This is a genomic window from Priestia sp. 10L35, from assembly GCF_056395685.1.
The window spans coordinates 47,510-59,887 of record NZ_JBFTKA010000010.1; the positions used below are offsets into that span (position 1 = coordinate 47,510).

Below are 12,378 nucleotides of genomic sequence, written 5' to 3' on the forward strand. Positions count from 1 at the left end.
GGGATCAAACTCTTTATAACTATAAAAAATCCTTTGCTTCCAGAGCAGAGGATTTTTTTAGGTGAATACGTTATTCTACGTAAGTGTTGATCTACGATAACGAAGATTTAATTACCTCTACAACATTCTTTTTTGTCTGACTCAAATAGGTTCTTTTTTCAACAGACATTAATAATCCTATAGGCATCTCAGGGTCAAACCCTTGTACTTTAAACGGGATATTAGTTGGTTTCAAACTAGTTCCTCTAGGGATAATTCCTACTGCATGTCCAAACATCATTTCTGGAATGAGGTGCAGGGCACTACAGTTGTATACTTGTTTAAAGGCTAAATTATTCTCGGATAAAAAGTGGTTGACGGATTGATAGTAATAGCAGCTATTTTCTCCTATTAAAATAGGATAGTGAATAATATCGGCTATTTCAACTGATTTCTGCTGTAGCAGGGGATGGTTAGGCGTATCAACAATAAATTGAATTTGTTCTTTACCAAGCGGAGTAAAAGTAAAGCCGGAAAGGCTCGTATTCTGTCCGCAAACAGCAAAGTCCAGTTTATCTTGACGTAATAGTTCTGATAAAAGTGCCGTGTTTCCAATGGTGAAATCGCAGTGTATGTAAGGTTTTTCGTCATTTAAATAGCTTAATATAGCTGGCATCAACCTTTGAGCAATCGATTCTGATAAGCCCATTTTGATTGTTCCTTTTTCCTCTTTGCTTATACGCTGCGCTTGAGAGATTGAATACTCCCAGTGCTTCAATAAACTATCTACTTCTTCTACAAATAGTGTACCTTCCTTTGTTAATTTTGCTTCCCAGCCTCGTTCAAACAAAAGAAATCCAAGATCTTTTTCTAACTTTTTAATATGAGCAGTGACGGTAGATTGAGCGTAATTTAATTTTTTTGCTGCAAGTGAAAACGTTCCTTCTGCCACAATTGTTTTAAACGTCGTTAATTCTTTAATTTCCACTTCCTAACCCCATCTCTATCGGTTTTTTCGATAATTATTAGACATGTTTTCAATTATACAAATGAAGAGTGTGGAAGTACACTGAATATAGAAAGGAAGATGATCGATGCCATTTGTTAACGTTTATTATCCAGAATGTCAATTAAACGATAAGGAATTAAAAAAAGTAAGCAATTGTATTCATCAGTCTTTAATCCAACATTTTCACATTCCAAAAGACGATTATTTTCAACTATTTTTACCATATCCACCTCAGCATTTTTTCTATGACTTACAGTATCTCTTAGAAAATGGGGGAAAAAGGACAGATCAAATGATTTATATCTCCATTACATGTGGGCAGGGGAGAACGATTCAGCAGAAAAAGAAGCTGTATCAATCTATTGCTGAGGAACTTTCCACTCACTTGAATATTTCTACAAATAATATTTTTATTACATTAAACGAGACACCCCTTGAAAACTGGTCATTTGGGCAAGGAATCGCACAAATGGTGAATCCAAAGGAGGGAAAATAGAATGAATAATCGCATTGAGTCTAAGCTGATGGAAGAAATGAGAGATTTTGCTCCTGACTTTGTGAAATATGGAGAAAATATTTTATTTGGAGAAGTGTGGAGAGACCCGACTTTAACCTCAAAAGAAAGAAGTTTAAGTACACTTTCCGCTTTAATCAGTATTGGCAACACCGAACAAATGCCTTTTCATCTGCAGTTGGCAAAAAAGAATGGAGTGACTGAAAAAGAAATTATTGCACTAATAACCCATATGGCTTTTTACGTTGGGTGGCCAAAGGCATCTGCGGCACTAAATTTAATAGCGAGACGATAATAATAATAAACATGTGTGAAAACGAGGTAGTGTTTGAAACCTCTGGTGACCTAGAGGTTAAAGAGGCTGCTTCCTAGAATTTTTGCTAGGACAACAAAAAAAAGAGGTAGGGAATTATTATTTTCTTTTAGAAAATTTATTAAATATAATTAATATTAATAAAGATGCTGTCAAACAAATCAACCATTCTTCTTTTTCTCGATATTTGTCATACAAATTTCATTTTTCATCTTCACACGCAGAAAAGTTTGTGATACAATTCACATGTGAAGATATCCATAAGGATCTAACACACTCTTGAATGTAAAGTAGAAAAAGCTATTTCACTCCGATGCCAATACGATTGAAATAGCTTTTTTTGCGTTCATATTATAAATGCCAAAAAATTGTTAGCATAATAAGGAAAGTTTATTTTTCGATTCTAACTAATGTTTTTTCAGGCATTTCAATAGCATCTATATCAAAGTAATGGATGTTTAAAGTTAGTTCTCCTTTTCGCTTTTCAGCTTCTTCTCCTATCCAACAACTATACAATTCAAAAAAATCACCTGATTTAAGATAGTGATGCATCAATTGACACAGTGCAAGTAGTTTCTCTTTTGATTCTTTCAGTCTGCTTTTATTCATATATTCCGTAATTTCAATTCCCCAGTCACTTGACACTTCATAAACATAAGAAGTAGTAAAATGATGTTTTTTTATGTTTAATCGATGCATTTCATCTGAAAAGCATCTTCCAATAGTAACTATATCATCCAGTTCGTCATTAATAGGTAATTCTACATTCGAACCTATATAGGTGGCTAAACTCATTTGTATTCACTCCTTTTTCCTTCTGAATAATCTATTACATTTCATAGAATGAACCTAATAAAAACCTACATAGTATGATCAAAAAGGTTTTTCCTTAAATTTTATTATAGATGATCAGGTTTTATTCGAGCTTGACTATTATTCTATTTAATATAAAGGGTAAAATTCTAATTTTTATAAAAAGAAAATTAAGAAAAACGTAAGATTTAAGTAAGAGAAAAGAAAATTTCATTTTATACAATAACAATATAAATTGAAAAGGGGAAAATAGCAGTATTTTTTCAGATATCTACGACTTGTTTGACGAGATTGAAATGTATAGTATACCTGTTGACAAAGAAGATGGATTTTGGGCGTTCTATAAAACTTCCGCACAGGAAATATAGGAAGGTGAAACAAAAGCCATTGTAGAATGGTTTGTAGAGTGTCGAAATAAGGCAGACGGAAAGGGTAGTACGTTATCTACCTATTTTAGTTTTCATGATTATGATACATGCTATGATTTGCAAAATGATAAGTGGATTACGGATGGAGATAAATGGGAGGGTTAAACTCTAGCATTTGTTCACTCTTATGTACGGTCATTTAATAAGAGGTAGAGCAGCAAGGAATAGATCTTGATGATATGCTTTATACAGAGATGAGGCATCAGCTTTTTTATATGAGAAGGCTGCCAATAACAATTATAAAAGGAGGGACGTAAATGAAATTTGATGTAGCTGAATTAGTTGAAGCAAAACGTCAAATTGATTCAACTTTACATAAACTCAGACAGACAGTAAAAACGTTTGAAGGTAAAGAAAACGCTGATAGATATAAATCTCAAATCACCTTAGCTAAAAGACGGATACAAGCATTCGAAATTTCAGTGGCTCTTATTGAAAGGGAGATAAACGAACTTTCTAAAAGCTAGATGCTAGCTTTCAGAAAGTGTGTATTCAACGACGTTATTTACCTTATGAATTACAAAACGTCGGAAAACGCTATATCACAGTAACAGCATTTTAATTCATCTTCAATTGTCGCTTAGAGTGGAATATTTTTAAAAAAGAAACCTTGAAAATACGAGGGTTTCTTTTTTTGTAATTAGTACTCTGCAGACGCGAGTATACCTTTTGGCTAAACTTGTTTCCAAAGCGGGCAGTCTTTGCACTTCTCAAAACGTATCCACGCTTTCTTTATCTCACTAAAAATAATTCATTCATTTATTTAAAATATTTAAAAATAAGGGTTGAAGGTGACGCAACGTAATCTAATATAGTTGAACTATGACATACCAAGAAGGAGAGTAACAAAAATAAACAATCCTTTTTAGGAACGTTATTAGAGTAAATGTAACGGATGGAGAGATGAGAAGTGAAGAATAAAGAACGAATTCGCTCTTTAGATATATTAAGAGGATTAGCGATTCTGGGAACATTAGGAACGAACATTTGGCTGTTTGCCTATCTGGGAGATATAAATTATATATTTACTTTTACCCATAACAAATGGTGGTTATCAGGAGATGATTTTTTAAGAATCCTTTTTCTATCCTTAATTAACGGGAAATTACTTGGGCTCTTAGCTATTATGTTTGGTGTTGGTTTAGAACTGAAATATCAGCAATCAAAACGATTAAATCAGACTTGGCCGGGAAGGTACATATGGCTGTCTTTAATATTATTAACGGAAGGGCTTTTGCACTTTATTTTTGTCTTAGAGTACGACATTTTAATGTCTTATGCAGTAACTGCCATTGTCGTATCGTTTATCGTGAAAATGCGGAAGACGATGATACGAATAACAATGATTAGTGCAGCAGCGATTCATCTTTTCTTTATAGTACTTGTGTTCTTAGGTGTGCTAACTAACTCAATAGGAGATGAGCTAGTTGCTGTCCCAAAAGAAGTGGTGAACCTTTATCAACATGGATCGTGGATGAATCAAATTCAGTATCGACTTTTTCATTTTTGGGAGCTGCGCACAGAAGCAATTTTCGTCATTCCATTTAATATATGCATGTTTTTAATGGGTGTTTTACTAGTGAGAAGAGGAGCTTTTGACAATAATTCCAATGGTATTAATATCAGAAAGAGGATGATGAAGGCGGGACTTTTAGTTGGGCTACCTCTAAACCTATTATTATTTGTTCCTGGAGGATACTTTGATTTTCCACTGAGGTATGTATTTGCCCCTATTTTATCGCTTGGATACATGGGAGCCATTAGTTTCCTAATTGAAAAATTTCAGGACTTTTCATTATGGAGCGTTTTAGAAAAAGTAGGTAAGATGTCTTTAAGTTGCTATGTGTTACAGAATGTTTTAAGCTCAATTTTATTTTATGGATGGGGCCTTGGGTGGGGTGGACACCCTCGTTCATTCTTCGTCATTTTTGTTTGGATACTAATCTGTTTGTTTCAAATGTTATTTGCTACTTTGTGGCTTCATTATTTTAAAATGGGTCCTATGGAATCAGCGCGCAAACGCTTAGCCAGTTTAGTTATAAAGAAAAATATAAAGAAAGATCTTAAATTGTAAGTCAGCTTCTTTTTGATGAATATAAAACATGTTATAAGAAGCAAAACTTTCACATAGAATGTTATGTTAAAGTTATATTAGATATTGATAATTTTAACCAATTAATAGTCCGTAGAGGAGAATTAAAGAAAATGGCTAACTTTTTCTTAATACTTATCGGATTCTTTATTATCATTTCAAATATCGTTGGATTTATATCCTACAAAAAAAAGAAAAGTTTATACGCTGCTGCTTTTACAATATTGATACTGGCGGCTTTATTTGGGGCAATAGGCGGTACATTAGCACTGTTGATCATTAGAGACGCTTTTGCCATATTTTATGGTTTACAAGTTGGATACTACTTACTTATAAATAGCGCAATTGTTCTGTTACTGGCAGTTATAATTACAGTTATAAAACAATATAACAATAAATAAAAAATTTGCTTAGTACGACTTATACTTCGTAAGTTTATAGTTGTCATAACCAGCATTACAGAAAGCTATAAATTAAAAAAAGGGAGATTACATTTGTGGACTCCCTTTTTCTTATATTAAAATATTTATTATTGAATCAGCATTATTTTTTTGATACTGGTATCCAAATCTCACTTTTAAAAGTCGGTGAGGTTACATCCTTATGTTCATTCCATAAAATTTCTGGTCCCTCTACTTGTTCGTAATTTGAGGATGGAAACCATTCGGAATAAATCCGTCCCCATACATCTTGTAAAGTATCAGGGAATGGCCCAACGGCTTCAAATACAGCCCATGTCAAAGCAGGTACTTCAAGCTTTATTAAATTATGGGGGCAATTCTTGGTTGTTGCTACCCCGATGTAATGATCAAGCTCCCCCTTTTCCTCCATTCGTCCTTCAGAAAAATTTACAGACGCACTAAGCAGCCCTAATGGTTTAACATTAGAAAGTTTTTTTAGTTTATCTATTGTTTCATCCTGTAAACTTTCCCACATAGCAGCAATCTTTGGGTTAACTCCGTGAAAAATTATAGGAACTCTTTCTTTAATGCCGACTATACGAAATGCCTCTTTTTCTTCAATTCGATAGTTCATTTCATCTCCTCCTTTAATCGATAGCTGGAAGGTCATGGGTGGATAAGCCTTAAGTGAACGGCCATCCTTTTTGGCTTCTGAAGGGCTTATACCATGCAAGTTTTGAAAAGCTCGTGCAAAAGAATCCGGTGAGTTGTATCTGTATTTAATCGCAATATCAATAACCTTCACGTTCTTATCTTTAAGTTCGAATGCTGCAAGAGTAAGTCTTCTTCTGCGAATGTATTCTGACAAAGTAATACCTGCAAGAAAAGAAAACATTCTCTTAAAGTGATACTCCGAGCAAAGAGCTAGCTTTACTACTTCTCTAAAATTTATATCGTTAGTTAGATTCTCTTCAATATAATGCAAAGCTCTGTTCATATTTTTAAGCAAATCCATTTTTATGACCTCCCTTATTGTCAGAATAGCAGGATTCAAACAATGCCATCCGACATTTTATGCACAATTATGTAGGTTTTTTCTCTATTCTAAGCTATATATGATATCAAAAACTAGTACACATAAATTATTCTTTCTGGCACACACCCAAAAAAATCCCTTGGTAGGCAAGGGGTTCAATGAAGCTATAATTTCCGTTATATACAGATCTTTATCCATCCTCGATATAACGAGTTTATTCTCTTTCTCGAATAGCCCAAAGGTAGATGTTGATATACTTTCTACCTGTCGCTCAAAATTGTTAACGAGGAGTTTATAAGGATAGGGTAGACTTACTCCTCAAGAGATAGCTATAGAATTTTCAGAATTATTTTTCCTCTTTTTTTAAAATAAAATAAAAAAACACTTGATAATTTGTATGCGTTTTCATATTATAAGTAAAAAGGTAGTAACTTTTTTTGAAACATTGTGATGTTATGAAAAGAGAGGTGATTTTAGTATCAACCTAGAGGAGATTATAAGTTTGGAAGTGTATCAAGGTTATAATCTCTTATGTGATGCATGTTTAATGTGAAGTCTTAAAATGTGTTAAACAAAGGGGGAGAACTTATGGGACAGCCATTGGTTCAAAATGTAGAACATTCAATTAATACGCCTAAGAAACTAAGACTTAAAGAGAAGGTTGCTTATGGATTGGGAGATGTAGGAAATAACTTTATGTTAGACTTGGGTCAAATTTATTTGCTGAAGTTTTATACCGACGCGTTAGGCTTGCCTTCTGCAACAGCAGGTTTAGTATTTTTAATTACGAAAATATGGGATGCGTTCGCTGATATTACAGTAGGTACTTGGATTGATAATCGAAAGAAGATAGGTCCTAAAGGCAAATTTAGACCATTCTTTCTTTATGCTGCAATACCGCTTGCTTTGATAACAATAGTCAGCTTTACTAATCCGGATTTTTCACTAACCGGAAAGATTATATGGGCATATGTAACGTATATGGCATTTGGAACGATTTATAGCATTTCAAATATTCCTTATGGATCAATGGTACCTGCGATGACAAAAGATCCTGTTGAAAGAGCAGAAATGGCATCATTTAGACAAGCAGGCTCAAATTTAGGACTTCTTATTACAACTGTAGGATTTATGCCGATTGTCTTAATGTTTAACAATCAATCTACTGGTTATTTAGTGGCTGTATCTATTTTTGCATTTTTGGGTGTTTTGTTACAAGTCTATTGTTATGCCAATGTAAAAGAAAGATATGTGTATGAAAAACCCCAAAATACAAATGTGAAGCTGACTGATAGCTATAAAGGGCTTTTTAAGAATACGCCTTTACTAATTCTTTGTTTAGTTAATTTGTTTACCTTTTCAGCTTTTAACGTAAAGCTTGCTGTACAAGTTTATTTTTGTCAGTACGTATTAAAAAACGTAGCAATCGTTCCTTATATGGGCTTTTTCAGTATTGGTTGTGTATTTATTGGCGTAGCAATGGTTCCTTTCATGGTTAAAAAGATTGGAAAGAAGTCTACGTACATATTAGGCTGCGCAATTTGGGCTGTAGGAGACATTTTAGCTTATGTTTTTGCGGATAACGCAGTAATCTTTATTACATTAGCCTGCTTTGCTTTCTTCGGAAGCTCATTTGTAAACAGTTTGAACTGGGCATTAGTTTCTGATGCTGTAGAATACGGTGAATGGAAAACTGGCAATCGATCTGAAGGTGTCGTGTATTCTTTCTTTACTTTCTTCCGTAAACTTTCTCAAGCGCTTGCAGGCTTTATTCCTGGTGTTGTGTTAGGAATTGTGGGTTACGTTCCAAATGCGGTGCAGAATGCAAATGTGCTGCAAGGAATTAGAGGATTAATGTTTATTTATCCAAGTACATTAGCCATTGCAACAATTATTGTAATGTTTTTCTTTTATAAACTTTCAGATGATAAATACAATAAAATCGTAGCGGATCTTGCTAAAAGTAAAAATAGAATACCAATGTAAGATGATAGGTAAATTGGACGAAATACAAAATTAATTTAATAATCTAGCAAAAAGTACTTGAAATATTGGTGGCGTTTTCATATTATAAATACAAAGGTTATTACAAATTATATAAAGGTTATTATCTTTAAAGGGTAATAGTCACTTAACTGGAGGTATAAAGATGAAGTATTTTTTAGATAGTGCAATTTTAGAGGAAATTCGTTACGCGTATGAAAACTGGGCAATTGATGGAGTTACAACAAACCCTCGTCATATTATGAACAGCGGCAAGCCATTCTTAACGGTTCTAGATGAATTTGCAAGTGAGTTTAAAGGAATCGAAAATTTCCCAATTTCAGTAGAAATCAATCCTCATTTGGATAATGCCAAGGATATGGTAGAAGAAGGGACAAAGATTGCTAAGTTATCGTCAAACTTTGTTATTAAAATTCCATGCACAGAACCTGGTTTAATTGCAGCAAAGGAATTTGAAAAAGAAGGTATTTCTACTAACGTCACTCTTGTCTTCTCGCCATCACAAGCACTTCAGCCTGCAAGAATTGGTGCTAAATTTGTATCTCCATTTGTAGGTTGGAAAGAAAATAGCGGGGACGATACAACTCAATATATTCAGGATATTGTGAATATCTATAAAAACTACGATTACAACACAGAAATCATTGTTGCTGCTTTACGTAATGGTAAACAAATTGTAGATGCGGCAAAAGCTGGAGCGCATATTGTGACCTGTGGATTTGATGTATATAAAGAAAGCTTCCAGCATGCGTTCACAGACTATGGATTAAACAAATTCCGTAATGCTTGGGATAATACAGTTACAGAAGCTCCTGTCTTAAAATAAACATATGTATTTTATAAAAGGCGCCTCTTAGAATCTTATTATCTTCTTTGAGGGGCTTTTTACATAGAAAAGGAGAGAAGAAAACGTTGAGCAGCTTTGAATACATGAAAGACTTAAACAAACATGTGCCTTTCCATCATATAGAGGACAGCAAATTTAAACCTTATGGAAAGGCAGTAAACGAATATGACTTCAGTGAACTAGAAACATATATGGATAGTTTAGCTATTCCTCAAGATCAGAATGTATATGTAGCATCCGTCACGGAGATGGAAAATACCATTATTAAGAACCAACTTCAAGAAGCGTTTTATGGTGATATGCCTATTCAAATTGGATATTGTAATGGTCCTAATTCAACCTTAAATGGCCTTGAGTATCATAAAAGCAGTGAAATCAACATCGCTATAACAGATATGGTTCTTTTATTAGGAAAGGTACAAGACGTCGAGGATAACTTTTTTAATTCAAATGATGTAATCGCTTTCTTCATACCTAAAGGAACAGCAGTTGAGTTATATAGTACGACATTACATTTTGCTCCTTGTAAGGTAAATAATGAAGGATTTAAAACAATCGTTATTTTACCTAAAGGAACAAATGATCCGTTATTGTCTAATATTCAAAAAAGAACAAAAGAAGATGAGTTATTGTTTATGAAAAATAAATGGTTAATTGCTCATCCTGAAAGAGAGCAATTAATCAATAAAGGTGCACATCCAGGTATAAAAGGAGAAAATATTAAAGTTTATCAATAGAGCGTATGAATGTTAGACAAAAGACTAAGATCTATTAATTGATGGGAGAGATAAAAATGTCAGGTACCTTAAACGTAACTAAAGGGGTAAATGTGGAGATCTTACAAGATGGATTCGAAGTTGCTCTTAACGGTGTAACTCTACTTCAGCATACCATACAAAAACCAATGCTGTTTGTTGGTTATGGAGAAGAAACGATTGAAATGTATAGAGGTAACTTTGATATTAAAGATTACGTTACTGAACGTACAGCTCTTCGCTACGCAACTGTTGAAGAAATAGAAGGGGCATATAAAATAGATTTCTCCAACTATAAAAATGGAGATAACATGCTGTCTCTTATAGTTAAAGAAGAAGAGAATCGGCTAAAAGTAGAATATCAAAAAAACGATGCGAACATTAATCGTTTTTGGTTACGAGTAGCTGCAGATAAACAAGAGAAAGTATATGGATGCGGAGAACAACTTTCTCATTTTAATATGAGAGGAAAAAACTTTCCTTTATGGACATCTGAGCCTGGTGTAGGAAGAAATAAAGAAACATATGTAACATGGCAAGCTGATGTAATTGATAAGGCTGGAGGAGACTATTATAATACCAACTTTCCTCAGCCTACATATGTATCTAGTAAAAAGTACTATTGTCATGTTGAAACAACGGCATACGCGGACTTTGACTTTCGCAATGAGACATTCCATGAACTGCAGGTTTGGGAAGTACCTAAATATATGCTGTTTGAAACGGCGGATACGTACCTTGAATTAGTTGAAAAAATTACAGGTTTATTCGGAAGACAGCCCGAGCTACCAGACTGGGTATATAACGGCGTGGTTTTAGGTATTCAAGGTGGTACAGATGTTGTTGAGCAAAAATTAGAAAAAGTTTTAGCAAAAGGTATGAAAGTATCTGGAGTATGGTGCCAAGATTGGCAGGGCAAACGTATTACTTCTTTTGGCAAACGTTTAATGTGGAATTGGAAATGGAACGAGAGTGAATACCCAGATTTAGATAAAAAAATTGCAGAGTGGAAAGAAAATGACATTCGTTTTCTAGGTTACATTAATCCCTATGTAGCCATTGAAGGTGATTTATATAAGGAAGCTGAAGATAAAGGATACTTAGCATTAAATACGGAAGGAAATACGTATTTAGTGGATTTCGGTGAATTTTATTGTGGAGTTGTTGATTTTACCAACGAAGAGGCTACTGAATGGTATAAACAAGTTATTAAAGAGAATATGATTGATTTTGGATTAGACGGATGGATGGCCGACTTTGGCGAATATTTGCCAACGGATGTTGTGCTCAAAAACGGAATAGACGCTAAAATGATGCACAATGCTTGGCCAACGATGTGGGCAAAAGCAAACTATGAAGCGGTATCAGAAGCAGGCAAACTTGGTGAGATTGTATACTTTATGCGTGCCGGATATACGGGCATACAAAAATACTGTACGCTTCTTTGGGGCGGAGATCAAAGCGTAGATTGGTCGCTAGATGATGGTTTGGCTTCCGTTATTCCTGCAGCTTTATCATCAGGAATGATTGGTTGCGGCTTACACCATAGCGATATTGGAGGCTATACAAGTTTACATGGCAATAAACGTTCGAAAGAGCTGCTGATGAGGTGGGCAGAAATGGGAGCCTTCACGCCTATGATGAGAACACATGAAGGAAATCGTCCGGATGATTGTTTCCAGTTTGACGGTGATGAAGAAGCACTAGAACATTTAGCAAGAATGTCTAATGTTTATGTAACGATGGCACCTTATATTAAATCGCTTGTAGAAGAAAATGCTCGACGAGGAATTCCTGTTCAGCGACCTTTGTTTATGCACTATGAAGAAGATGAAAAAACATATGATATTCAATACCAATATTTATTTGGTGAAGATGTACTTGTTGCTCCCGTTCACCAAGAAAACCAAACAGAGTGGGAAGTATATTTACCAGAAGATCAGTGGGTCCATGTATGGAGTGGTGAAGAGTATACAGGAGGATCTATTACTGTTCAGGCGCCATTAGGTTATCCACCTGTATTTTACCGCAAAAAATCGATTTGGAGTGAGTTGTTTTCTAAACTAATTCACATCTAATTTAAAAGCTATTTATATAAGAAATGTAGTCAAACGGAAAATTAGTGTTGATAAAGGTAATGATGTATTTTAAAATGGTTATAACAAATAGTTTTACGACAAGGGGAAC

At 34.3% G+C, this 12,378-nt stretch carries 12 protein-coding genes; 9 read left to right on the forward strand and 3 right to left on the reverse strand.

The genetic code is table 11. The features are described from left to right. Positions 1-91: 91 nt before the first annotated feature. Complete coding sequence (locus AC1DEF_RS25040) at positions 92-967, reverse strand: LysR family transcriptional regulator (RefSeq protein WP_097823032.1); 876 nt, start codon at positions 965-967, stop codon at positions 92-94. A 106-nt stretch (positions 968-1,073) separates the two neighbouring features. Between AC1DEF_RS25040 and AC1DEF_RS25045 the strand changes: the two genes are divergently transcribed. Both AC1DEF_RS25045 and AC1DEF_RS25050 read left to right on the forward strand, forming a co-directional pair. Continuing rightward, on the forward strand, positions 1,074-1,484 hold the full coding sequence (locus AC1DEF_RS25045; RefSeq protein ID WP_097823031.1) for a tautomerase family protein: 411 nt from the start codon (positions 1,074-1,076) through the stop codon (positions 1,482-1,484). Between the two features lies 1 nt (position 1,485). After that, positions 1,486-1,797: a carboxymuconolactone decarboxylase family protein gene (locus AC1DEF_RS25050; RefSeq protein WP_097823030.1), complete on the forward strand. Its 312-nt coding sequence runs from the start codon at positions 1,486-1,488 to the stop codon at positions 1,795-1,797. Positions 1,798-2,205: 408 nt separating this feature from the next. Here AC1DEF_RS25050 and AC1DEF_RS25055 read toward each other — a convergent pair whose 3' ends face one another. After that, positions 2,206-2,610 (reverse strand): hypothetical protein, encoded by a 405-nt coding sequence (locus AC1DEF_RS25055; protein ID WP_097823029.1) that lies wholly within the window; start codon positions 2,608-2,610, stop codon positions 2,206-2,208. A 703-nt stretch (positions 2,611-3,313) separates the two neighbouring features. Here AC1DEF_RS25055 and AC1DEF_RS25060 point away from each other — a divergent pair. The 3 genes from AC1DEF_RS25060 to AC1DEF_RS25070 all read left to right on the forward strand — a co-directional run bounded on the left by AC1DEF_RS25060 (position 3,314) and on the right by AC1DEF_RS25070 (position 5,549). Continuing rightward, a complete protein-coding gene (locus AC1DEF_RS25060; RefSeq protein WP_043980934.1) occupies positions 3,314-3,523 on the forward strand; it encodes a hypothetical protein in 210 nt (69 codons plus the stop codon). Between the two features lie 443 nt (positions 3,524-3,966). Then, complete coding sequence (locus AC1DEF_RS25065) at positions 3,967-5,130, forward strand: DUF418 domain-containing protein (RefSeq protein WP_176521200.1); 1,164 nt, start codon at positions 3,967-3,969, stop codon at positions 5,128-5,130. Between the two features lie 131 nt (positions 5,131-5,261). After that, positions 5,262-5,549 (forward strand): hypothetical protein, encoded by a 288-nt coding sequence (locus tag AC1DEF_RS25070; RefSeq protein ID WP_043980937.1) that lies wholly within the window; start codon positions 5,262-5,264, stop codon positions 5,547-5,549. 142 nt (positions 5,550-5,691) lie between these two features. Here the strand turns inward: AC1DEF_RS25070 and AC1DEF_RS25075 are convergent, their stop codons facing one another. After that, a complete protein-coding gene (locus tag AC1DEF_RS25075; protein WP_097823028.1) occupies positions 5,692-6,564 on the reverse strand; it encodes an AraC family transcriptional regulator in 873 nt (290 codons plus the stop codon). 609 nt (positions 6,565-7,173) lie between these two features. On the opposite strand from AC1DEF_RS25075, the gene AC1DEF_RS25080 reads away from it, so the two are divergent. The 4 genes from AC1DEF_RS25080 to AC1DEF_RS25095 all read left to right on the forward strand — a co-directional run bounded on the left by AC1DEF_RS25080 (position 7,174) and on the right by AC1DEF_RS25095 (position 12,269). Further along, complete coding sequence (locus tag AC1DEF_RS25080; RefSeq protein WP_097823027.1) at positions 7,174-8,571, forward strand: glycoside-pentoside-hexuronide (GPH):cation symporter; 1,398 nt, start codon at positions 7,174-7,176, stop codon at positions 8,569-8,571. A 163-nt stretch (positions 8,572-8,734) separates the two neighbouring features. Continuing rightward, positions 8,735-9,415: a transaldolase family protein gene (locus AC1DEF_RS25085; protein ID WP_050690312.1), complete on the forward strand. Its 681-nt coding sequence runs from the start codon at positions 8,735-8,737 to the stop codon at positions 9,413-9,415. A gap of 104 nt (positions 9,416-9,519) precedes the next feature. Next, a complete protein-coding gene (locus AC1DEF_RS25090) occupies positions 9,520-10,173 on the forward strand; it encodes a DUF4867 family protein (protein ID WP_255255685.1) in 654 nt (217 codons plus the stop codon). Between the two features lie 56 nt (positions 10,174-10,229). Next, on the forward strand, positions 10,230-12,269 hold the full coding sequence (locus tag AC1DEF_RS25095; RefSeq protein WP_097823025.1) for an alpha-glucosidase: 2,040 nt from the start codon (positions 10,230-10,232) through the stop codon (positions 12,267-12,269). Positions 12,270-12,378: the final 109 nt, after the last annotated feature.